Consider the following 22,954-nt stretch of genomic DNA (forward strand, 5'->3'; position numbering starts at 1 on the left):
GACATGAATACCTTACAGGGCCGGGCGTAATCCATCGACGTGCCAGAACTGCCACAGCACTTCACTGTTGTCCGGCGTAAAAATTTCCAGCATGACGAACGTGGATTGGCTGATAAAACAGGCCATCGCCTGATTGATTAACCGGCTGAAGCGGTACATTTCGCCGGGCGTGCGGTAACAATCGGGATTCAGTGTGAGCGATAACACATACCCCCGAACCGGTTGCCCACGCCTTAAGCGGTCAGTCAGGCGCTCTTTTACCTGCACAATGCCGTCAATGTGTTGCTGGAATTGGCGGCTCAGCGGACGGTTGGTCTCGCTATGTGGGTCAAACAGACGGAGAAACTGTTTCAGGCTGTGGGTGGTAAATAACATCATCGGCGGGCTGGAGAGGCAGGAGAGCAGCGGCCAGCTGTTATTTTCCTGTAACAAGGGCGGATAATCGGCCATCACCGGAATAATATTCTGCACATTAAGATGAGACGGTGCACTTTCCGGCGTCACGGTAATGGCGCCTTGTTCCAGCGTCAGTGCCTGCTTATGGTAGCCGATGAAAGAGCACGAGACAGCAATCTCCGGCAGGTTGTTTGCCGGGTTGCCGGTCAAATCAAAAAAGCACAGCCAGTGCCGGATTCTGCCCAGAAAATCAGACTCAGTCTGAAGCTGGTAGTAAAACGTGGCGGGCTGCTCATCGTCATCGAAAACACGGCCGGCGGGAACAAACTGCTCAATCGGCAGCCAGTGATAAGGCGTGCCACGCTGCTCACTGTCTTCGGGCTGCACCACCACCTGAACCTCCCGCAGCCGGTACAGGCACACCGATCCCCCCAATGGCAGCGGATAGCGGTGATTACCGGCTTCCAACCGGACAGGCGGGCTGGTTTGGTTTTCCAGATGAACCGCCGGAACACAACCCAGCAAAAACGCCCCCTCGACATCATCCAACGGCAATTCACCCTCGAAACGCAAAATTAGCTCAAACGTGCCCTCGTCATTCAGCGAAACTTTTGAGCAACTGCTGCTGATATCCAGCGTGACAAAGTTATAAAGCGCCGGCAACGCATAATATTCCACCAACGGTTGCAGGCCGGAATAGGGACTTTTGGCGGTGGGCAGCAACGGTTCGTCAAGCAGTCCATGCCAGCCATAAGGGAAATGTTTAATTGTTCGCCGCTCGCCCTGTGTGTTCAGGCTGATATCACAGATATGCTGATCCAGCCACAGGCTGAGCTGGGCGGCGCGTTTCGTATCGGTGCCAAGGAAAAAAGATAAGGCTCCGCTTTGCCAGAAAGAAGACGCCGAACCGGTTTGGCATAGTGTCAGGATAATTTCACTGTGGGTACCCGTTTTCCTGACGGCGCGTTCCTGCACAATCAAGGGTTCAATATGCAAAGAACGGCAGGTTTTAAAGTCGAGCAACTGCCCGTTAAGGCTGGCAGACACCGATGTACCGATAGGGATCTCAGCCGTACCCTGATGTTCATCATCCGTGGGTGTAAATTGCACTATCGTTGTCGGTGGGATTGGAGACAGGGCTAACGGCCAGATACGGGAGAGAATACCGTGAACAATTTCGGGAAAATTATCCTCCAGCTTATCCCGCAGGTTGGCAATCAAAAACGCAAAGGTTTCGAAAACACGGACAATATCGGGATCATGAGAGGAAACCAGAAATTCAGCCAGATGCGGCGACTCTTTCGCAATGTGCTCAGCCAGCTCTCGCAGGTAAGCGCGCTCTTTTAGATAAAGCGATTCTTTGTTGTTTTTCATTGAATTTAACTTATGTTTTATCCATTAGGCTTCGGTATCATGCTGAATCTCAGTGAGATAAAATGCGTGGTTGAACAGCAAAGCACATTTATTCTACACATTAATCAATCAAATTAATTAACGGATTAAATCCAATTTTGGGCGGATTTTGGCAGGATATAGGGGGGATTGAAAATGATCCCTCGCCTATCCGGATCGCCTTCGGGTGGCGAACGAAAACTCTCGTTGCAAGGAAGAGCAATAATTGTGGTACATCTGCGCGCTTTTGGAAGCAGACACCGTACCACTCGAACCCGTTACTTTGTGACCATAAACTTACGATATTCTTCGTAAGCGTAATTATCCGTCATGCCACTGATATAGTCCTGAATAAGACGTGCCCGATAATAAAACTCGATCACATCTTTTTCAGCCTCATCAGTGGCAACAATTCCCTCCACGGCTTCACCATAAGCCAAACGATGTTTGGTTGACAATTTGTGCAGCAAGCGCGTTTCAATAAAATATTTTTTGTGGAAATTATTTTGGTTCAGTTCCATGAAATCCTGACGGGATAATGCCAGCAAGGGACTATATACATCCAGCAATCCGGTAATAATTTGGTATCCCTGTAACTCCAGTTCTTCCACTTCAGGATGATTGAAAACCCGTTTACGGGTGACGTTTTTCAACGTCTTCAATAAACGATGCTCTTCCCCATTTCCTTCTAGCAGGGCGTGATTAAATGTACCTGCATAGATTTCAGGCAGATGTTCAATAAACAATTTGGCGGTATAAGGCACCAATTTTCCGGTAATAAATACCCGTAAATACATGAAAAATTGTTCGTGGATATTACGACGGGCTTCGTTATTGGTGGTTTTCTGATAGGCTTGTTTCACCGTAGATTCGAACAAATCACCTTTCCTGTGTCCGCCGTTCTCTTCCCACTCTTTTTTCAGGCACTCTACCAATTGTTCAACATTAAAAATGCCCTTTTCCACCGCATCATCCAAATCTGCAATGCAATATGAGATATCATCTGCGGCTTCCATAATGTATGTCAGCGGAAAACGACAAAACGTCCCCATTTGCAGTTCTTTTCTCAATTCACAGATAAAGCTCTCTTCTGACCAGTAATAACCTATTTTCTTCATCAGGTAACTGAATTCAGTCGGTATCTCTTCCAGACGATAGGCTGGACAGGTATATTTCAATATGCAGCCAATCTGGGCATAAGTGAGATTTAAACGCAACAGATTATGGGCCAGACGGATAGCCTGGGCATTACCTTCAAACTGGCATAAATCTCTGCGCAATTGCCGACGGAATAGATCTTTCTTTTCTTCCCCCGTCAGGCGTAATGCCGCGACCTGACAGGCATCCTGCCGATCCGCCGTTTGCAGCGAAGAGAGAGAATAGTCAGGATCTAATCGGCGGGAGAACCAATCTTTAATGGCAGCCTCGCCAAAATGACCAAATGGGGGATTGCCAATATCATGCATCAAACACGCCATCTCAACCAGGCTTTCAAAAGCAAGCAAGCGCTCACTTAGCCCATATTTTTCCAATAAACCCTGCTTTGCTAACTCGGAAATAATCGTTTTTGAGATATAGCGCCCTATTTGCTGCACTTCGAGCGAATGTGTCAGCCGACTGCGTACCGCCGCATTACGTTCCAGTGGAAATACCTGAGTTTTCTGTTGCAACCGCCGAATAGCGGCTGAGTTGATGATCCGCCCACGATCACTTTCAAATTGGCGAATCACTTGCTCTTCATCATCGAGATGAATGGAAGACTTACTGAATTTGCGTTGGTAATTTAACTTCTGCTTGAAATCAATCTTAGACATTAATCCCCCCATGCCAAATATAACGATTATTTAGAATTGGAATCTGCGGTAAATAGCCATTCAATGATACACTTGCCAGTTAAATCTGCCTGTTAATTAGGCATCAATCCATTAATAACAAGCGAGTATGACACAATGAAAATAGGCGTAATAGGGGCGATGGAACAAGAAGTGACTTTATTGCGTGACCAGATTGAAGGTCTGCAAACATTGTCACGAGGTGGATGCGAAATTTATACCGGCAAACTGAATGGCGTTGATATCGCCTTGTTGAAATCGGGTATTGGTAAAGTTTCCTCCGCACTTGGAACCACCCTGTTGATTGAGCATTGTCAACCAGATATCGTGATTAACACGGGTTCCGCCGGTGGCCTTGATCCTAACTTGAAAGTGGGTGATATCGTGGTTTCCGAAGAAGTTCGCTATCATGACGCCGATCTTACCGCTTTCGGCTATGCACCGGGACAAATGGCGCAATGCCCGGCGGCATTTATCGCTGACGATAAGCTAATTGCCTTGGCAGAAAAATGTATCCAGTCCCTCAACCTGAATGCCGTTCGTGGCCTGGTTTGCAGTGGTGATGCCTTTATCAATGGGTCAGAGCCATTGGCACGCATTCGAACCACCTTCCCGAAAGTTGCTGCGGTTGAAATGGAGGCGGCGGCCATTGGTCATGTCTGCCATCAATATCACATTCCTTTTGTTGTCGTTCGTGCTATTTCTGACGTTGCCGATCAAGAATCCCATATCAGTTTTGATGAATTTTTAGTTGTTGCGGCACGAGAATCGACGCGGATGGTCAATGCCATGCTGACCGAACTCAGCAAACAGTAACCCATCATTTACAGTGGAGCATAAATCATGAAATCACTGATTTCCCATCGATCCATTTGGCTGGCATTCTTATGCCTTTTGTATAGCTTTTGGTCTGGTTTCAGTGCTCCACTTTATGCGGCCGCTTCCCGGGTTATTAGCCTTGCCCCATCAACAACAGAGCTGGCATATGCTGCGGGGCTGGGCGACCAGCTTGTCGCAGTTAGTGCTTACTCAGATTACCCCGAAGCCGCTAAAAAATTAGAACAAGTTGCTGATTGGCAAGGCATCAATATTGAACGGATCATCGCCCTGAAACCTGATCTGATTCTGGCATGGCGTGGTGGTAACCCCCAACGTCCTCTGGAACAACTCGCTGCTTTAGGTATCCCCATTTTTTATTCGGATGTGAAAAAAGTAGAAGATGTTGCATCAGAACTGGAACGGCTGGCTGCCTATAGCCCACATCCTGATATAGCTAAGCAATCAGCCACAGATCTTCGTGATAAGTTCAGCCAATTAAAACAAAAATATGCCAACCTGAACCCTAAGCCTGTGTTCTTACAGTTTGGTATGCAGCCGATTTTTACTTCCTCAAACCATACTATCCAAAGCGAAATTGTCTCCGTATGTGGCGGTAAAAATATTTTCTCTGATAGCCCTGTTCCATGGCCACAGGTTAACCGTGAGCAAGTGCTTACCCGCAAACCGGAAGTGATTGTCATCGGTGGAACGGAAGGGCAAAAACAGCAGGTGGCCGATTTTTGGCGACCACAAATGAACGTGACTATTATCGCCCTGAATGATGACTGGTTTAGCCGTGCGGGGCCAAGGATTATTTGGGCGGCAGAACAACTTTGTCAGCAGTTAAATCGCCCCAATTGAATAACCTATTTTTTTATCTTGGTGCGTTTTTTTAGCACGCTGTGAGCAATGATCCCGCCAATCAATCCCCAAAATGCTGAACTGATACCCAGTAAATTAGCGCCTGATGCAGTGACAAGGAAGCAGATAATTGCAGCATCTCTTGTGTAATCGTCCTTAATCGCTTGATTTAGGCTATTTGTAAAGGTGCCAAGCAATGCCAATCCAGCCAGAATTTTTATTAATGGGGCTGGAAACGCGCTAAACAGATAGAAAATTGCCCCGCCCAAAAGGCCAGCCAACAAATAGAAAAAACCGGCACTGACTGCCGCAACATAGCGTTTCTTAGGATCGGGATGGACATCGCTTCCCATACAAATGGCAGCCGTAATTGCAGCAATACAAATACTAAATCCCCCAAAAGGGGCCAGAATAATTGCCACCAATGATGTCCAGCTAAGTAACCTGGATGCACGGGGAGGATATCCTGCTGCCTGTAAAGTGGCGATTCCTGGTGCATTTTGTGAAGCCATCGTAACGATAAAAAATGGAATACCCACGCCAATAAGCGTAGTTACGTTAAATTGTGGCATAACAAATTCAGGCATGGAAAACATCATGTTTTCACCCGCTAATGTTAACTCACCGCTGAGAATAGAAATAATCAATCCAGCTGCCAGCGTCGAAATTATTGCGTATAACGGAAAATAGCGACGGACAATTAAGTAAATAAGTAACATAGCGCCACAAAGCCAAACGTTGACTTGTAACATTGCAAACGCCTCTAAACCGAAGCGAAGCAATATGCCGGCAAGCATTGCCGCCGCGATGGTATGCGGGATGTAGGTCATTAATTTGGCAAATAGTCCGGTAATACCGCATACCAACATTAATGCCGAAGCGAAGATAAAAATACCGATGGCTTCGTTAACAGATGTGTCCGGCAAATTTGTCGCCAGTAATGCAATTCCCGGTGTCGACCAGGCCGTTAAAATGGGAGTGCGGTAATAGAGGGACAGCCCAATTGTCGTGATCCCCATTCCCACGCCGAGCATACTGAGCCAAGCACCTATTTGTGATGGCTCAACGCCGATTGCCGTCACCGCTTGGAGAATTATTGCCACTGAACTAGCATAACCCACTAACACCGCAACAAACCCTGTGACAAGTGTTGCTGGTGAAAAATCCCTGAAAAATGATAACTTAGACATAGATATTACCTAACCGGACGTTATAACGGACGATGGTGAGAATAACATCGTCCGTTATAACGTTCAATTATGTATCCATTTTTTGAGTAGGCGCCAATGAGTGATATCACATCGAAAATTGCTGAAAAATTTAAATCATTAAGAGCTTCCCGCGGGTTAAGCCTCAGCCAGGTGGCTAAATTGACGGGAGTCAGTAAGGCGATGCTTGGTCAAATCGAACGCGGCCAATCAAGCCCAACGATTTCGACACTGTGGAAAATCGCAACAGGTTTTAATATTGCTTTCTCGACTTTTTTAGAAGGCGCAGCACCCCAATCTCAACCTGTATTACATCGATTTAATGACTTACCGATTTTTGAACAAAACAACTCAGGTATGCGTGTCACACCACTCATCCCTTTTGATGACGAACTCTTCATTGATTTATTCAAAATAGAATTAGTACCGGGTGCTTCAAGTGAATCTTCTCCGCATGAATTTGGGGTAATAGAGCATGTTATCGTACTCAGTGGGGAACTCGATCTGCGTCTTAATGACACTTGGCATAAAATTTCAGCAGGTGAATCCATGCGTTTTCATGCCGATTGTCACCATGCTTATGCTAACTCAAGTGATAACCTGGTTGTCATCCATAACCTTATTCACTATCCCCATAATAAAATATTATCAACCCCTTAATTATTTTCACAAATCACCATATCGACGATTTGATGATAGGTACCAGCGCGACATGCGGTATAATTGAAATAGTTTACGCCCTGTTTATTGCTACAGGGCTATATTTACGTATTATATTTTAATATTGGATATTTACTCATTCGATAATTTTTGACTTTTTATGAAAAAAACAATTGTGTATATAAAAATCAATATAATACCAATATAATTTAAAATATTCCATCCACCTGAATAACTCATCACGATCCCTACAGATAATGATGAAATCATATTAGATAGATAAACTATTAATGAGTTCATCCCCTGTAATTTATGTTTAAATTTACTGTTTACAAATCCATTAAGCAGAAATGTTCCACCATTAAACATAAATGCCCATCCTAACCCAACAAAAAACAATGAAAATAGAAAACCATGAAATCCATCTACAAAAATAGCTATAAACATTCCAATTATAAAAAACAAAGATCCAAATAAGATTATATTTGTTGTTTTTAGTCTACTGACAAGAAATGGAAGTATTAATGCTGGAGCATACATAGCGAAGAAATGCCACTGTAAAACAAATGCACTATCTTCTACTGCAAATTCAGCATGTAACATAGCTAAAGGCGTAGAGTTCATCAATAACGTCATCAAGGAAAATCCTATAGCACAGCTACTTGTTGCCAAAAAAAACAGTCTTGATTTTAATAAATCAGTGAGGTCTTCTTTTTTATCATTAGTGTTAGGATGTGTATCAATTATTTCTTTTTTTAATTCCACAGGTACATATACAAATAATTGAATAACAATTACAACAAGACATACTATAGATGTTAATAAGAATGTTCCCAAAAAGTGGTAATCAGGAAATATATATTCACCTTTCATAGCTAAAAAAGGACCCAATACTCCTCCCAAAATACCACCACCAATAATAATCGACGTAGCTCTTTTTTTATTTAATTCGTCATCAAATATTTCAGCTGAAGCAAATCTGTAATATTGATTAAATACAGTTGAGCACCCTAATATGAACACACCCAGTATAAAAAGAATAAATGATTGGTAAATAATAGATATACCCGCTAATCCACTACCAATTAACCCTATTACATTACCTATAATAAAAGCAACTTTTCTTCCATACATTTCCATTAGCATTGAAGCATAATAAACCATTAAAGCAGCACCACAAACTGTTGCAGTTATTGGTAATGTAGATAAATAATCAATGGGAGATAATGTATTACCAACTAATGTTGATGTTAATGTTAGCAGGGAAATAATTGAACCATTAAGCCCCTGACATATGAAAAGAAGTATTAAATTTACATATCTTTTATTCATTTTTACCACTTTCACATTTTAATTAAAGGTATATGCATTAAACTTCAAGTTACAATTTACAACACTCTATGAAACCTGATTTCTCCTCGCTTCGCGGGGAGAAATTACACGAATTTTATAATTTAGATAACTTCAGGATATGAATAAATTTTTTATCAACGAGATAAATTCTATACACTAACAGCTACTAGGCTTAATGGCACTATTGGTGTATTAACTTATGTCGTAGAAAAGATATAAGTATCTTGCAAAATGGCCTCTTATTTAGGAGGCCATTTATTGCAATAGGGAATTTTCCCACTAGACACTGAAAGAAGAACCGCAACCACAAGTGGTTTTTGCATTCGGATTGGCAACAATAAAACGGGAACCTTCCAACCCTTCGGTATAATCCACACAAGCGCCTATCAAATATTGCAGACTCATGGGGTCAACAACCAATTCAACCCCTTGCTTCTGAATCGTCATATCACCTTCGTTAATTTGGTCATCGAAAGTGAACCCATACTGGAAACCGCTACAACCACCACCTGTAATGTAAACCCGCAGGCGCAGGTTCGGGTTATCTTCATCAGCAACCAGCACTTTGACTTTGTTGGCCGCGGCATCAGTAAACTGCAAAGGCAATGCAGCATCATCGCTCATATTTTTACTCCAGTCCGGTTTTCCGGTAAAAATTCTCGGAAAGTTATTTTATGCTTTCTGATCAGTTGTCGAGATTATCCAATACCTGACTGATTCGTTCAAGTTTTGCCACATGAATGCAATAAACCGAACGATGAAGGGCATATGATGATTTGGCTTCCCTATTGGGGTACTTTAAAATGACATTCTCATATTCCGTTATCTTTCAGGAGCTTTTATTGATGAGCCAGTCCGAAACGCTTTACTCTCAGGCAAAACAGGTGATCCCCGGTGGAGTCAATTCACCAGTACGCGCTTTTAACGGTGTTGGTGGGACACCCGTCTTTATTCAACGTGCGAATGGGGCTTACCTTTATGATGTTGATGGTAATGCCTATATCGATTATGTCGGTTCATGGGGACCAATGGTTCTTGGGCATAATCACCCTGCTATCCGCAATGCCGTCATTGAGGCCGCAGAACGTGGTTTGAGTTTTGGCGCTCCTACCGCGGCCGAAGTGGAAATGGCAAAACGAGTCACTGAACTGGTGCCTTCTATGGATATGGTGCGTATGGTGAACTCCGGAACAGAAGCCACTATGAGTGCCATTCGTCTGGCTCGTGGTTATACCCAACGTGATAAAATCATCAAATTCGAAGGTTGCTACCACGGCCATGCTGATTGCTTGCTGGTAAAAGCCGGCTCAGGTGCCCTGACGATTGGTCAGCCCAACTCTCCAGGTGTGCCCGCTGACTTCGCTAAACACACCCTGACTTGTGTTTACAATGACCTAAATTCTGTCCGTGAAGCCTTCGAAAAATATCCAGCAGAAATCGCCTGTATTATCGTCGAACCCGTCGCGGGCAATATGAACTGCATTCCACCGCTACCAGAATTCCTGCCGGGCCTGCGTAAGCTGTGTGATGAATTTGGCGCCCTGCTCATTATTGACGAAGTGATGACTGGTTTTCGTGTTGCACTGGGTGGCGCACAAGAATATTACGATGTTAAGCCAGATTTGACATCCCTTGGAAAAATCATCGGTGGCGGTATGCCTGTGGGGGCTTTTGGTGGCCGTCTGGAAATCATGGAAAAATTAGCACCAACTGGCCCTGTTTATCAGGCGGGCACCCTTTCTGGTAATCCAATCGCAATGGCTGCCGGTCTTGCTTGCCTGAAAGAAGTAGCCCAAGTTGGTGTTCATCAGCGTTTAGGGGAACTGACCGACAAACTGGCGGCGGGTTTAAAACATGCCGCATCAGCAGCCGGCATCCCTCTGGTTGTTAACCACGTTGGCGGTATGTTCGGTATTTTCTTTACCGATGCGGAAAGCGTTACCTGTTATCAGGATGTCATGAAGTGCGATGTGGAACGTTTCAAGCAATTCTTCCACTTGATGCTGGATGAAGGTATCTATCTGGCTCCTTCAGCGTTTGAAGCCGGTTTTATGTCCATCGCTCATTCAGATGAAGATATTCAACGCACTGTTGATGCGGCAGCACGTTGTTTTGCAAAACTACAATAAAATATTCTGTTTTTCCAAACCTCAGACGTCACTATTCTCTATTATCAGTGGCGTCTTCACACCAAAGCCCGTATTGCCTGAATCGCTGACATTACCGCCAACACACCAAGTAATATCAGCATTAACCAGCGAAAATGGTGTTGGCTGATACGCGATCTTAGGCGTGTACCAATAAAGAGAGAAAGCAGAGATAAGGCCGTTAATATGAGTATCGGCCATAAATACGCCGAAGAAAACAATTCGAACGCTTCCTGGCGTAACACCACTAACTGACTGATCTTGCCAAGTAAAAAGCACAAATTGGCGGCCCGTGCAATTTCATGGCGATCGCTGCTCATTGCTAATAGGCACATAATCAGGATAGGAGACATCGCATTGGTTGCCCCGCCAATAATCCCAGCGGCTAAACCAAACAGCGACAAAATGACTGGATTTTCCGGTAAATGAAAATGACTGCTACGAGTGCTGCTGACAATATAAAATGCAATGACACCACTCAATAATAATTGCAAGTAGGCAGGATTAATTAAGAATAAAAGTTTCGCGCCAATAACACTGCCAGTTAATGAGAAAAATGCCAATAAGCCATATTTATAGAGTATCTCACCAATCTTTCCACCTGAAATAACGCTTAAGATATTCACCAATAAAGTCGGCCATAAAGCTAATACCACCGCCTCTTTTAATGGCATAAATAGGCTTAACGCTGTCGTACTGGCTATCGGAAAACCAATCCCGCTGATACCATGCAATAATGCAGCAGTAATAAAGAGTAAGGATAAGATAAGGATATTCAAGGTGTTATATTCCCTGATGCAAGATGTTTCGTTTTCCAAAGATAATACATTAAATTAGCTCCCTACTCATTTTCGAGTTGGGAGCTACGCTTTATTACTTATTACTGTCCAAACATCTCACGTAACCAGCCAGGCGCTTCTTCTTCATTTTCCTCGATAGGCTGTTGTACCGATTGCTGGCACAACTTCTGTGGATCATCAGTCCAAACCGGTAATACCCTGATACCGCTTCCTTCGCAGTTGAAACTGCCATCTTCATTGACTGACATATCCACAATACCTTCCGGTGGACGGTTATTCAGTTCCAGTGGCGTTTCATTATCCAGATAACGACGATAAATCGTCAGTGCACCCGTCGCTCCGGTTAGGTTGGTTGGGCCATTGTTATCACGTCCAGTCCAGACAATCGCGACTTCTTTGCCATCAATGCCGGTAAACCAACTGTCACGCAGATCATTGGTTGTTCCGGTTTTGCCTGCCAGGTGATATTTGCCATATTTCCCTGTCAGTGAGCGCCCTGTACCTCTCTCCACTACCTGCTGCATACCATATAGCGTCAGATAAGCGGCCTGTGGCGGCACAACACGCTCGGCCTGTGGGTAGCTCTGATAAATCACCGTACCATCTTCAGCAATGATGGAGCGCAACGCAGAAAGTTTCGCCCGATTCCCCCCGCTGGCAATCGTCTGGAATTCTTGTGCCATTTCCATTGGCGTGAGGTTAATCGCGCCTAATAACATCGCAGGGATTTGTTGGATCTCTTTCGCAGGAATACCAAGCGCAACCAACGTGCTGGAGATGCGGTCTAACCCAACATCCAGCCCTAAATTCACGGTCGGCACATTCATCGAACGCGCTAACGCGTCAATTAGCATGACACGCCCACTGAAAGTACGGCTAAAGTTCTTCGGTTCCCAAGGCTTTCCACCTGCTTGAGGAATAGAGAGAGGTTCATCCGCCAGCCAGGTATTCAGACGATATTTATCCGGCTGGCTCAATGCCGTCAGATACGTGGCTGGTTTAGCAAGTGAGCCAATCAAACGACGGGCGTTTAATGCCCGATTAAATCCGGCATATTGCGGCTGGGAACCGCCAACCATGGCTCTAACCTCACCGCTGAAACGGTCAACAACAACCATTGCCCCTTCCAGATCATCAACCTTGCGGGCTTTTCGCAGGGCAGCAACACCCTCTTCAACGGATTTTTCTGCCGCATCCTGCGAAACCGGATCGAGGGTAGTAAAGATCTTCACCCCTGACAAATCATTGACTTTATCGCCCAGCTTTTCTTGCAATTCCTGACGAACCAATTGCATAAAGGCTGGCTGTGGCGTAATCACCCCGCTTTTCGGTTTTACCCCTAACGGACGAGCACTGAGTAGATCATACAGCTCCTGATCGATGATTTTTCGGTTCTGGAGGATTTTCAAAACAACATTGCGCCGCTCCAGCGCAGTTTTAGGATGACGCCATGGGTTATACCACGAAGCCCCTTTGACCATTCCCACCAGCAGCGCCTGTTGATCTAAACTCAATTCATCAATCGGGCGACCAAAATAGTACAGACTTGCCAATGGAAAACCATGGATCTGCTCATTACCACTTTGTCCTAAAAAAACTTCGTTCAAGTACAATTCCAGAATGCGATCCTTGCTATAACGCGCATCCATTAGCAACGCCATGTACGCTTCATTCGCTTTACGGATCAAAGTACGTTCATTGGAGAGAAACAAATTTTTCACCAATTGCTGCGTCAGGGTACTGCCACCCTGAATTGTACGTCCCGCGATCAAGTTAGCTAAAAATGCACGGGCAATGGAAAGCGGCCTGACGCCATCATGTTCATAAAAGTAACGATCTTCCGTTTCCAGTAAAGTCTGAACCAACAAATCAGGAAAGCCGGAACGTGGGACAAACAGACGCTGCTCACCATTGGGTGATTGCATCATGGTGATCAATTTGGGATCAAGACGGAAAAAACCAAACTGACGATGGTTTTCCATGTTTTCAATGCTGGCAAGATGATTATTATCAAAGGTCAACCGTGCCTGAATCTGCTCTTCTTTACCATCAGGGAAATCAAATGGGCGGCGTAACATCTCTATGTTATTCCCCCTGACGACAAATTCACCGGCACGGGTGATTTTTGTTACTCTTCGATATTGCATCCCCTCCAGCAGATGGATCATTTCGTCCTTGCTGTAATTCATGCCGGGTTCAAGATTGACCATCCGTCCGTACACCGCTGCCGGTAAATCCCAAACTTTTCCGTCAATACGCTCGCGAATTTTGTTATCCAGATAGAAGCCATAAATAACAATGAGGACCGCCAGCACAATAAAGATTTTTAGCAGCAACCACAAAAACCAGTGCCCGCCTTTTTTAGGCGGGCGGGAATTCGCACTGCGGGCGTTCTTCCCTTTTTTAGTCATGACTTCATCCTCATCGTTGTCGTCAAAGTTATCATTTTCATAATCATCATAATCATCCCGCCGATTGCGTTTGTTAGATGTTCGCCCACGACGAAGTCCTGATTTTTTACCCTTGCGTCCGATTGGCTGACGATCATCATCAGACATACCGAATTCTCCAAATGTTTATTAACTACCGGCAAGTAAATGCAAACTATTACATCTGCTTCTTCACGCGCCTGGTTGGTGCTGTGTTGGCAGGATCATCTGGCCACAAATGTTTGGGGTAACGCCCTTTCATCTCTTTTTGCACCTCACGATAAGTTCCCTGCCAAAACGCAGCAAGATCTTGTGTGATCTGTAATGGACGATGGGCAGGAGATAACAACTCAATGACAACCGGAACTCGTCCTTTCGCCAATACTGGATTTTGCTGCTCTCCGTACATTTCCTGCATCCTCACTGACAATACCGGAGGTTTATCATGGAAATACTGGATGGTGATCCTGCTCCCCGTTGGCACAGTGTAATTAGTAGGCAATTCATTATCCAGTATTTGCCGTTGTTGCCAATCAAGCAATTCCATCAGGCAGGAGGATAGCTCAATCTGGCGCAAGCCTTTTAAATTATCAACACCATCCAGGGCAGGCAGCAACCACTGTTCAAGGGAGTTCAATAATGCTTCGTCATCAACCCCAGGCCAGTTCACTTCCGGTAGCCATTCTGTTGCTCTTTGCAGGCGAATACGCAACTGCAACGCCTCCTGTGACCAATTTAATGCCGATATCCCTTCTTGTCTTACCCAATTCAACAAGGCTTCCTGTAATTCCGCTGCCGAAGGTTTTGCCAATGGCTGGGCTTTGACAATTAATCGCCCACATTGCAAACGCTTCCACGCCCGTAATGAGCCTTTATTATCATCCCACTCTACGGTTGTATGCTCAGTAAACAGATGAGGGTATTGCTTTATGGTCTGTTCAACCACCAACGGACAGGCAAGCAAAACCTGTGCATCAGGATGGCTATTTCCCTGCTGTAACGAAGGAGTCACTAACCAAGCCTCACCCGACAGAGGCTCTTCACGTTCCAGCGCGACCCCCAAACCATTGGCTAATTGAAAACGGCCAAGATTATCGCGGTTTTTAGCGATCCGATCTGGAAACCCCTGAACCAAGAGTTCAGGCACAAGATCTAATCTGAGGCTTCCAGCATGGCTTGTTTTATCCGACAGTTGATTTGTAAAATTCCTGATGAGCTGATTGGCGCGTTGCTGCCAATGACGCTGATTTGCTGTCAGCCAATAGAGCAGGTCAGGCTGTCCACGACGCGGTGGTTCTTCCAAAATAGCCACCAATTTCGCTGCCGTTACCAATGCTGCACGGCTTTTGCCTTCTTTATCATCGCTTTCCTGAGCTGAACACAGTATCGCCGCCAAACGCGGTTCGCTGCCGAATTCCGCCATTTGCCAACCACGGGAAGTCAATTGCTGGTTGTCATCCAACGCCCCTAAGCGCAGCAACAGGGATTCTGCAACCGCCAATGCGGGTTGTGGTGGATTATCCAACCAATGAAGCTGGGAACTGTCACGACATCCCCACTGTAATAAAGAGAGCAGCAGGCCGCTTAAATCTGAATGCAAGATCTCCGGCTCGTTGTGTTCTCTGGCTCTTTCTGCCTGCTCCTGACTAAATAAATGCCAACAAACACCGGCCTCTAATCGCCCAGCCCGCCCTGCCCGCTGCACCATCGATGCCTGGCTGATGCGTTGGGTAATTAAACGTGTCAGGCCACTCTTCGGTTCAAATCGACCGGAGCGCTCTAGTCCGCTGTCTACCACTAACCGAATACCTTCAATCGTCAGACTGGTTTCTGCAATATTGGTGGCAAGCACGACTTTGCGCATTCCCACTGGTGCTGGTGTTATTGCTTTGCGTTGTTCTGCCAACGACAATGCCCCATACAATGGACACAACAGCGTATCGCCATTGATCTTATCTTCCAATTGCAACATTATCCGCTGAATTTCACCGACGCCGGGCAGAAACAGCAACAACGATCCCGTTTCTTGCTGCAATAACCGCAATACCGCCGATGCAACTGATTGTTCAAAAGGTTGATGAGTAGGAAGTGGATGATATGACCTCGTTACCGGATAACTGCGTCCTTCTGACACAATTACAGGGGCATCAGGTAATAAAGTAGAAAGGCGCTGGTTATCCAATGTTGCCGACATCACCAGAATACGCAGGTCATCGCGCAACCCTTCCTGCACATCCAGCAACAATGCCAATGCAAGATCGGCCTGTAAACTACGTTCATGAAATTCATCAAGGATGACAAGAGAGACACCGTTCAATTCAGGATCTTGTTGTAGCATACGCGTCAGGATCCCTTCGGTCACAACCTCAAGCCGTGTTGCATCACTGACTTTGGTTTCCGAACGCATCCGGTAGCCGATGGTCATACCAACAGGTTCATTGAGTTGTTCGGCGAGACGTTCAGCCACACTCCGTGCAGCAATCCGTCGCGGTTCCAGCATAATGATGCGCCCTGACAATGGTGCCTGCTGTAAAATCGCCAATGGCAATCCGGTCGATTTTCCAGCTCCCGTTGGTGCATGTAGTAACACTTGCTGCGACGTTTGCAGTGCCGCAATAACGGATCCCACCACGTCATAAATAGGTAATAAGTCACAAATGGGCAATGACAAAAGGATCACCATAATGAATTAACTTTCAATGGCTGCCATTGTAGCATTAGCACCTTTGGTTTCATCCGCCCATTGGTCATGAAGGAAAGTTTATGGAATTTTCACCTCCCCTGAAGCCTGCTACCTTAATCCGCCGTTATAAACGCTTTCTTGCGGATGTCCTCACGCCAGAAGGAGAAACACTCACCATTCACTGTGCCAATACGGGAGCCATGACAGGATGTGCCACGCCTGGGGATACTGTGTGGTATTCCACATCCGATAATCCCAAACGCAAGTATCCCAATAGCTGGGAACTCACACAAACCCAGGATGGTCACTGGATTTGCGTCAATACCCTCAGAGCCAATGACCTGATCTGCCAAGCTATTGAAAAAAATATTATCTCGGAATTATCTGGATATGAGCACATTAGCCGTGAGGTTAGCTATGGCAAAGAAAAAAGTCGGATAGATTTATTGTTACAATCAAAACAAAAAGTTAACTGCTATATTGAAGTCAAGTCAGTCACATTGTTACAGGAAAATTATGGTTATTTTCCTGATGCAGTCACAATTCGGGGGCAAAAACATTTACGTGAGCTATCATTGATAGCACAACAAGGTCAGCGCGCTGTCTTGTTATTTGCTGTCTTACATTCTGGGATCTGTCAGGTTACGGCAGCGAAACATATTGACCATGATTATGCCTTCCTTTTGGAACAAGCATGTCAATCAGGGGTCGAAGTAATCTGTTATAAGGCCAACATAACGGCAAAAGGGATGGTTATAAGTGACAAATTACCTTTTGTATCAATAGAATAATTTGTAAACAAACTATCCTGACGAGAGGGGTTTTGTAACATATTTAGGCAGTAAACATGTCTGCCTTCACACCATTGCAAAACTAATGACAGGAACAATTGCCAACCTCGCAGTCATCTGTTATTTATAGCGGCCTATTTTTTTCCCCTCCTGTGGGGGACTCGTTTGATAGTGCGTGTGTAAGGAGAAGCATTATGCAAGAAGGGCAAAAACGCAAAACCTCGTCCTTGAGCATTCTCGCCATCGCTGGGGTAGAACCTTACCAGGAAAAGCCAGGCGAAGAATACATGAACGATGCCCAGTTAAAGCATTTCAAGCTGATTCTGGAAGCATGGCGCAATCAACTCAGGGATGAAGTAGACCGTACTGTATCTCATATGCAAGATGAGGCAGCAAACTTCCCTGATCCAGTTGACCGTGCGGCGCAAGAAGAAGAATTCAGCCTTGAATTACGTAATCGGGATCGTGAGCGTAAGTTGATCAAAAAGATCGAAAAAACGCTGAAAAAGGTCGAAGAAGAAGACTTTGGCTATTGTGAAGCCTGTGGGATTGAAATCGGCATCCGCCGTTTAGAGGCTCGTCCAACAGCCGATTTATGTATTGACTGCAAGACGTTAGCCGAAATTCGTGAAAAACAAATGGCTGGCTAACCAATAGGGTTAAGTACGGCGCATTTAGCGCCGTATGCCCCTATGTTGAATCGACTATGACCCAATCCAGACATTCCTCGTTATATATTGGACGCTTTGCTCCATCTCCTTCCGGCGATCTCCATTTTGGCTCTCTGGTAACTGCACTAGGCAGTTATCTGCAAGCCCGTGCCTGTCACGGCAAATGGCTGATGCGTATTGATGATATTGATCCTCCACGGGAAATTCCCGGAGCAGACAAGCGGATATTGCAAACTCTTGAGCATTATGGCCTTTACTGGGATGGTGAAGTTCTCTATCAATCCCAGCGTCATGATGCTTACCGTGCCATTCTCGATCAATTAAAACAGCAAGGAGACAGCTATTACTGCACCTGCACCCGCCAACGCATCCAACAACTGGGCGGCTTTTATAATGGGCATTGCCGACATTTACCTATGCCAGCTCACAACGCTGCAATTCGTCTAAAACAGCACCATCCGATTTATCGTTTTTACGATAAATTGCAAGGCCATATCACCGTGCCGACGAAAATGGCTGAGGAAGATTTCATTATTTATCGCAAAGACGGTTTATTTGCCTATAATCTTGTCGTTGTTATTGATGATAACTATCAAGGTGTCACTGAAATTGTCAGAGGAGCTGATTTAATCGAACCCACGGTTCGCCAGTTGTCTCTGTATCAGCATTTGAATTTTGCAACACCAGATTATGTGCATTTACCTCTCGTGCTAAATAAAGAGGGAAATAAACTTTCTAAGCAAAATCATGCCCAGCCGCTGCCATTGAGCGACCCAAGACCATTGCTTATTGATGCGTTATCATTTTTAAATCAGCCCACTATCGCAGGCTGGCAGGATCTCACAACAGATCAACTGCTACAGCAAGCTATCGTCGGTTGGAATATAAACGCGGTTCCGCCAAAAAAACCTAGCTAATAGTCTAAGTTAAATAAAGTCTTTCTATTGGTACTGTAAGCATTCTCAAAAAATGTCCAGTAAGTTATGATTGGCGGCTGTTTTTTGTTTTAATTGATCAGTCACTACCGAGGTGTACCATTTTTAACCGAGTAGCAACTTTCTGCCGTAATTTATTAATCCGCGATTACAGAACACAGCGCGACACACCGGCAGTCAGTGAAAGGCCAGTCACCGTATCTGACCATTCTGCTCAAACAGAGAGCAGTCCTCCGCGTAAACGTAGCAGAGGGAATCATTCATCTTCATCACATGCCGAAAACGACAAAATGAAGAAAAAATCTGTAAGGGCAATGCCTTCGGACTCCCCTATCACGGTGATCCCACGCGAACAGCACCCTATTTCACGCAAAGACATCAGTGATAATGCCTTGAAGGTTCTGTATCGCCTAAATAAATCAGGTTTTGAAGCTTATCTGGTCGGAGGCGGGGTTCGTGATCTACTGCTGCACAAAAAACCCAAAGATTTTGATATAGCAACCAACGCTACACCGGAACAAGTTCGTCAACTGTTCCGTAACTGTCGCCTTGTCGGACGTCGTTTTCGTCTTGCCCATATCATGTTTGGCCCTGATGTGATTGAAGTTGCCACCTTCCGCGGGCCGCATGATCAAATTGAAAACAATGACCGGAACCAGTCACATAAAGCCCAAAGCGGCATGTTACTGCGGGATAATATTTTTGGTTCAGTAGAAGAAGATGCGGTTCGTCGTGATTTCACGATCAATAGCCTTTATTACGGCATTGAAGATTTCGCGCTACGGGATTACATAGGTGGCATGGCCGATCTGAACGCAGGCATCATTCGCCTGATTGGTGATCCAGAAACACGCTATCGGGAAGACCCCGTGCGGATGCTGCGGGCGGTTCGTTTCGCCAGCAAGTTGGATATGACTATCGAGCCAGCTACCGCTGAGCCTATCCCGCGCCTGGCATTTTTGTTGAAAGATATTCCAGCGGCACGTCTGTTCGAAGAATCCCTGAAATTGTTACAGACAGGGCAGGGTTACAAGACTTATAAACTGCTGCGCGAATATCATCTGTTCCAGCCATTGTTTCCGCTTATTCAATCGGGTTTCACCCAGCGTGGTGATTCGTCAATGGAAAAGCTATTAGTACAGGTATTGAAAAATACCGATTTTCGCTTACAAAGTGATAAAAGAGTGAATCCCGCGTTCTTATTTGCGGCCATGCTATGGTATCCATTAATTGAACATGCGGAAAAACTGACACAAGAAGGCGGATTACAGTATTACGAAGCTTTTGCGTTAGCAATGAATGATATTCTTGATGAACAATGCCGCTCCATTGCTATCCCGAAACGCCATACCACCACCATGCGCGATATCTGGTTACTTCAGCTGCGCTTACCGCGTCGTCAAGGAAAACGAGCAAATAAATTAATGGAACATCCGAAGTTCCGTGCTGCATATGATTTACTGGAATTACGCGCCAGCATTGAACCACGCCATGAATTGAGAGAGTTGGTACAGTGGTGGGCTGATTTCCAACAGTCAACATCCTCACAACAGCGCGAAATGATATCTGATCTGGGCAGCGAACCCATTCGCCGCAGGACACGCCCCCGCCGTGGTGGACGCATTCGCCAGAACAGGAACAACGGTTATTAATATGACTCGAGCCTATATCGCCATTGGCAGTAATCTGGCTAACCCTTTGCAGCAAGTCAATAATGCACTTGCTGCCCTGAAAAAGATCCCTGATACCACTTTTATTGTTCGCTCATCTTTTTATCGAACCAAACCAATGGGGCCACAGGATCAACCCGATTACCTCAACCTTGCCGTTGTATTGGAAACCCAATTATCCCCAGAAACATTGCTTGATCACACCCAAGCAATCGAACTGGAGCAAGGACGCGTTCGTAAAGGCGAACGCTGGGGGCCGAGAACGCTCGATTTGGATATCATGCTGTTTGGTAACCACATCATCAACACCGACCGTTTGACGGTTCCCCACTATGGGTTAAAACAGCGGGAATTTATGCTTTATCCACTTGCAGAAATTGCCCCAGATCTGGTATTTCCCGATGGAGAAACCCTGGCAGAGCAATTAAAAAAAGTGCCGGAAAATGGTCTGACGCTTTGGTTATAAGTTTGTTGTAGAGAGGCAATTTGAAAAACAGAGGGTATAACTATTCAGGAGAGAATGATGAAAACAACAACCCTGGCTGATCTAAATCAGTTAAAAAAAGAAAAGCGCAAATTTGCAACCATCACCGCTTACGATGCCAGTTTCGCCCACCTTTTCGCCGAACAAGGCATTAATGTCATGCTCATTGGTGATTCACTCGGCATGACCATACAGGGATTTGACTCTACCCTGCCTGTCACTGTTGAAGATATCTCTTACCATACCCGAAGTGTTCGCGCTGGCGCCTCTCATGCTTTTCTCATCGCGGATATGCCTTTCATGAGCTACGCAACCCCCGAACAAAGCTTCAACAATGCGGCTGCACTAATGCGCTCTGGTGCCAATATGGTCAAAATTGAAGGTGGAGATTGGCTATGTGATACCGTCAAAATGTTGACCGAGCGTGCCGTCCCTGTTTGCGGTCATTTAGGATTGACGCCACAATCAGTCAATGTACTCGGTGGCTATAAAGTTCAGGGACGCGATGACGCCTCGGCCCAAAAGTTATTTGACGATGCTATTGCTTTGGAAAAAGCAGGTATGCAACTCCTGGTGTTAGAATGTGTTCCGACGGCACTAGCGCAGCGTATCACTGAAGCACTGGACATTCCAGTTATTGGCATTGGGGCAGGCAATATGACTGACGGTCAAATTCTGGTTATGCATGATGCTTTGGGTATCACAGCAAGACCTCCAAAATTTGCCAAAAACTTCCTCACAGAAACTGGCAATATAAGAGATGCTATCCGCCTGTATATTGAACACGTAGAAAGCGGCGCTTATCCTGACCAGGCACACTCATTCAACTGATTATTCTCCAGCATGACGACTAATTAAGGGAGTACAGCAATGCTGATTATAGAAACTATCCCCATTTTACACCGAGAAATCCGTCGCTGGCGTCAGGCGGGCAAACGTATTGCCTTCGTCCCTACGATGGGAAACCTGCATGATGGTCATATGGCATTAGTTGATACCGCCAAAGCACAGGCTGATGTTGTTATCGTCAGCATTTTCGTCAACCCGATGCAATTTGATCGAGAAGACGATCTGGTCAATTATCCTCGCACCTTGCAGGAAGATTGCGAAAAACTGAGCCGTCGCAATGTCGAGTTAGTATTCGCCCCTAATGCTAGCGAGATGTACCCACATGGTTTAAACGGCAACCAAACTTTTGTCGAAGTACCCGAACTTTCTTATATCCTTGAAGGTGCCAGCCGGCCAGGACATTTCCGTGGCGTCACAACCGTTGTCAGCAAATTGTTTAACCTGATCCAGCCCGATCTGGTTTACTTCGGCGAAAAAGATTTCCAGCAATTACAAATCATCCGCAAGATGATTGCAGATATGGCTTACGATATTACATTGGTTTCCGTGCCGATCGTCCGTGATAAAAATGGATTGGCGCTAAGCTCACGTAATAACCTTCTGTCCGCTGAAGAGAAAAAAATTGCGCCCTTGCTGAATAAAGTTATGCAATGTATGGCAGAAAGGCTGAAAAATGGCGAGCGCGATACTGAGCGACTCATTGAACTGGCATCTGCCCATTTGCGAGAAGAAGGCTTTATGCCAGATGAGTTATTTATCCGTGATGCAGAAAACCTGATGCCATTAACGGCACAAAGTAAAAAAGCTGTGATCCTGATGGCTGCATGGTTGGGACAAACACGACTGATTGATAATCAGCAGGTTATTTTGACTGCCTGATTTTAATTATGAGATGTGTGTGTCACTGGAATATGCACCTTATATCTCCCCGCATAGCGGGGAGAAACAATGAGTTATGTTGTCTTATAATGAGC

Annotated in this window: 19 protein-coding genes; 11 read left to right on the forward strand and 8 right to left on the reverse strand. The window is 45.4% G+C overall.

Going from position 1 to position 22,954, the window contains the following annotated elements; genetic code table 11:
• Positions 1–12: 12 nt before the first annotated feature.
• Both WDV75_RS16350 and dgt read right to left on the reverse strand, forming a co-directional pair.
• A complete protein-coding gene (locus tag WDV75_RS16350; protein ID WP_338860157.1) occupies positions 13–1,770 on the reverse strand; it encodes a type VI secretion system baseplate subunit TssF in 1,758 nt (585 codons plus the stop codon).
• Between the two features lie 296 nt (positions 1,771–2,066).
• Positions 2,067–3,602 (reverse strand): dGTPase, encoded by a 1,536-nt coding sequence (gene dgt, locus WDV75_RS16355; protein WP_273571648.1) that lies wholly within the window; start codon positions 3,600–3,602, stop codon positions 2,067–2,069.
• A 135-nt stretch (positions 3,603–3,737) separates the two neighbouring features.
• Between dgt and mtnN the strand changes: the two genes are divergently transcribed.
• Together mtnN and btuF are read left to right on the forward strand one after the other, a co-directional pair.
• Positions 3,738–4,436 (forward strand): 5'-methylthioadenosine/S-adenosylhomocysteine nucleosidase, encoded by a 699-nt coding sequence (gene mtnN / locus WDV75_RS16360; RefSeq protein ID WP_273571649.1) that lies wholly within the window; start codon positions 3,738–3,740, stop codon positions 4,434–4,436.
• A 27-nt stretch (positions 4,437–4,463) separates the two neighbouring features.
• Positions 4,464–5,300 (forward strand): vitamin B12 ABC transporter substrate-binding protein BtuF, encoded by an 837-nt coding sequence (btuF, locus tag WDV75_RS16365; protein ID WP_273571650.1) that lies wholly within the window; start codon positions 4,464–4,466, stop codon positions 5,298–5,300.
• A 5-nt stretch (positions 5,301–5,305) separates the two neighbouring features.
• On the opposite strand, the gene WDV75_RS16370 is transcribed toward btuF, so the two are convergent.
• Entirely contained in the window at positions 5,306–6,490 is a 1,185-nt protein-coding gene (locus WDV75_RS16370) for a benzoate/H(+) symporter BenE family transporter (protein ID WP_273571651.1), read from the reverse strand.
• 96 nt (positions 6,491–6,586) lie between these two features.
• Here WDV75_RS16370 and WDV75_RS16375 point away from each other — a divergent pair, with 96 nt between their 5' ends.
• Entirely contained in the window at positions 6,587–7,168 is a 582-nt protein-coding gene (locus WDV75_RS16375; protein WP_273571652.1) for a helix-turn-helix domain-containing protein, read from the forward strand.
• A 132-nt stretch (positions 7,169–7,300) separates the two neighbouring features.
• On the opposite strand, the gene WDV75_RS16380 is transcribed toward WDV75_RS16375, so the two are convergent.
• Positions 7,301–8,500: an MFS transporter gene (locus tag WDV75_RS16380; protein ID WP_273571653.1), complete on the reverse strand. Its 1,200-nt coding sequence runs from the start codon at positions 8,498–8,500 to the stop codon at positions 7,301–7,303.
• Between the two features lie 300 nt (positions 8,501–8,800).
• Positions 8,801–9,145: an iron-sulfur cluster insertion protein ErpA gene (erpA, locus tag WDV75_RS16385; protein ID WP_047771810.1), complete on the reverse strand. Its 345-nt coding sequence runs from the start codon at positions 9,143–9,145 to the stop codon at positions 8,801–8,803.
• A 221-nt stretch (positions 9,146–9,366) separates the two neighbouring features.
• Between erpA and hemL the strand changes: the two genes are divergently transcribed.
• Entirely contained in the window at positions 9,367–10,650 is a 1,284-nt protein-coding gene (hemL, locus tag WDV75_RS16390; RefSeq protein WP_273571654.1) for a glutamate-1-semialdehyde 2,1-aminomutase, read from the forward strand.
• A 56-nt stretch (positions 10,651–10,706) separates the two neighbouring features.
• On the opposite strand, the gene WDV75_RS16395 is transcribed toward hemL, so the two are convergent.
• From WDV75_RS16395 to hrpB, 3 genes are all read right to left on the reverse strand, one after another.
• Positions 10,707–11,447 (reverse strand): sulfite exporter TauE/SafE family protein, encoded by a 741-nt coding sequence (locus tag WDV75_RS16395; RefSeq protein ID WP_273571655.1) that lies wholly within the window; start codon positions 11,445–11,447, stop codon positions 10,707–10,709.
• A 101-nt stretch (positions 11,448–11,548) separates the two neighbouring features.
• Positions 11,549–14,026 (reverse strand): bifunctional glycosyl transferase/transpeptidase, encoded by a 2,478-nt coding sequence (gene mrcB / locus WDV75_RS16400; protein WP_273571656.1) that lies wholly within the window; start codon positions 14,024–14,026, stop codon positions 11,549–11,551.
• Between the two features lie 49 nt (positions 14,027–14,075).
• Positions 14,076–16,568 carry an ATP-dependent helicase HrpB gene (gene hrpB, locus WDV75_RS16405; RefSeq protein ID WP_273571657.1) on the reverse strand — a complete coding sequence of 831 codons (2,493 nt, stop codon included), beginning with the start codon at positions 16,566–16,568 and terminating at the stop codon, positions 14,076–14,078.
• A gap of 92 nt (positions 16,569–16,660) precedes the next feature.
• On the opposite strand from hrpB, the gene sfsA reads away from it, so the two are divergent.
• The 7 genes from sfsA (at position 16,661) to panC (ending at position 22,859) form a co-directional block, all read left to right on the forward strand.
• A complete protein-coding gene (gene sfsA, locus WDV75_RS16410; RefSeq protein WP_273571658.1) occupies positions 16,661–17,371 on the forward strand; it encodes a DNA/RNA nuclease SfsA in 711 nt (236 codons plus the stop codon).
• A 194-nt stretch (positions 17,372–17,565) separates the two neighbouring features.
• Positions 17,566–18,021, forward strand: coding sequence for an RNA polymerase-binding protein DksA (gene dksA / locus WDV75_RS16415; protein WP_074019168.1), 456 nt, complete (start codon positions 17,566–17,568; stop codon positions 18,019–18,021).
• Between the two features lie 56 nt (positions 18,022–18,077).
• Positions 18,078–18,959 (forward strand): tRNA glutamyl-Q(34) synthetase GluQRS, encoded by an 882-nt coding sequence (gluQRS, locus tag WDV75_RS16420; protein ID WP_273571659.1) that lies wholly within the window; start codon positions 18,078–18,080, stop codon positions 18,957–18,959.
• A gap of 308 nt (positions 18,960–19,267) precedes the next feature.
• Positions 19,268–20,629, forward strand: coding sequence for a polynucleotide adenylyltransferase PcnB (gene pcnB / locus WDV75_RS16425; RefSeq protein ID WP_273571660.1), 1,362 nt, complete (start codon positions 19,268–19,270; stop codon positions 20,627–20,629).
• Between the two features lies 1 nt (position 20,630).
• Positions 20,631–21,113: a 2-amino-4-hydroxy-6-hydroxymethyldihydropteridine diphosphokinase gene (folK, locus tag WDV75_RS16430; protein ID WP_273571661.1), complete on the forward strand. Its 483-nt coding sequence runs from the start codon at positions 20,631–20,633 to the stop codon at positions 21,111–21,113.
• A 57-nt stretch (positions 21,114–21,170) separates the two neighbouring features.
• Positions 21,171–21,962: a 3-methyl-2-oxobutanoate hydroxymethyltransferase gene (gene panB, locus WDV75_RS16435; RefSeq protein ID WP_273571662.1), complete on the forward strand. Its 792-nt coding sequence runs from the start codon at positions 21,171–21,173 to the stop codon at positions 21,960–21,962.
• Between the two features lie 39 nt (positions 21,963–22,001).
• Positions 22,002–22,859, forward strand: coding sequence for a pantoate--beta-alanine ligase (gene panC, locus WDV75_RS16440; RefSeq protein WP_273571663.1), 858 nt, complete (start codon positions 22,002–22,004; stop codon positions 22,857–22,859).
• Positions 22,860–22,954: the final 95 nt, after the last annotated feature.

This window comes from Xenorhabdus griffiniae (genome assembly GCF_037265215.1).
GTDB lineage: Bacteria > Pseudomonadota > Gammaproteobacteria > Enterobacterales > Enterobacteriaceae > Xenorhabdus > Xenorhabdus griffiniae.

What these genes read in the sequence shown, in the direction of transcription:
- WDV75_RS16350 (WP_338860157.1), bottom strand. Translation starts at nt 1,770, where the DNA reads ATGAAAAACAACAAAGAATCGCTTTATCTAAAAGAGCGCGCTTACCTG.
- dgt (WP_273571648.1), bottom strand. Translation starts at nt 3,602, where the DNA reads ATGTCTAAGATTGATTTCAAGCAGAAGTTAAATTACCAACGCAAATTC.
- mtnN (WP_273571649.1), top strand. Translation starts at nt 3,738, where the DNA reads ATGAAAATAGGCGTAATAGGGGCGATGGAACAAGAAGTGACTTTATTG.
- btuF (WP_273571650.1), top strand. Translation starts at nt 4,464, where the DNA reads ATGAAATCACTGATTTCCCATCGATCCATTTGGCTGGCATTCTTATGC.
- WDV75_RS16370 (WP_273571651.1), bottom strand. Translation starts at nt 6,490, where the DNA reads ATGTCTAAGTTATCATTTTTCAGGGATTTTTCACCAGCAACACTTGTC.
- WDV75_RS16375 (WP_273571652.1), top strand. Translation starts at nt 6,587, where the DNA reads ATGAGTGATATCACATCGAAAATTGCTGAAAAATTTAAATCATTAAGA.
- WDV75_RS16380 (WP_273571653.1), bottom strand. Translation starts at nt 8,500, where the DNA reads ATGAATAAAAGATATGTAAATTTAATACTTCTTTTCATATGTCAGGGG.
- erpA (WP_047771810.1), bottom strand. Translation starts at nt 9,145, where the DNA reads ATGAGCGATGATGCTGCATTGCCTTTGCAGTTTACTGATGCCGCGGCC.
- hemL (WP_273571654.1), top strand. Translation starts at nt 9,367, where the DNA reads ATGAGCCAGTCCGAAACGCTTTACTCTCAGGCAAAACAGGTGATCCCC.
- mrcB (WP_273571656.1), bottom strand. Translation starts at nt 14,026, where the DNA reads ATGTCTGATGATGATCGTCAGCCAATCGGACGCAAGGGTAAAAAATCA.
- sfsA (WP_273571658.1), top strand. Translation starts at nt 16,661, where the DNA reads ATGGAATTTTCACCTCCCCTGAAGCCTGCTACCTTAATCCGCCGTTAT.
- dksA (WP_074019168.1), top strand. Translation starts at nt 17,566, where the DNA reads ATGCAAGAAGGGCAAAAACGCAAAACCTCGTCCTTGAGCATTCTCGCC.
- gluQRS (WP_273571659.1), top strand. Translation starts at nt 18,078, where the DNA reads ATGACCCAATCCAGACATTCCTCGTTATATATTGGACGCTTTGCTCCA.
- pcnB (WP_273571660.1), top strand. Translation starts at nt 19,268, where the DNA reads ATGAAGAAAAAATCTGTAAGGGCAATGCCTTCGGACTCCCCTATCACG.
- folK (WP_273571661.1), top strand. Translation starts at nt 20,631, where the DNA reads ATGACTCGAGCCTATATCGCCATTGGCAGTAATCTGGCTAACCCTTTG.
- panB (WP_273571662.1), top strand. Translation starts at nt 21,171, where the DNA reads ATGAAAACAACAACCCTGGCTGATCTAAATCAGTTAAAAAAAGAAAAG.
- panC (WP_273571663.1), top strand. Translation starts at nt 22,002, where the DNA reads ATGCTGATTATAGAAACTATCCCCATTTTACACCGAGAAATCCGTCGC.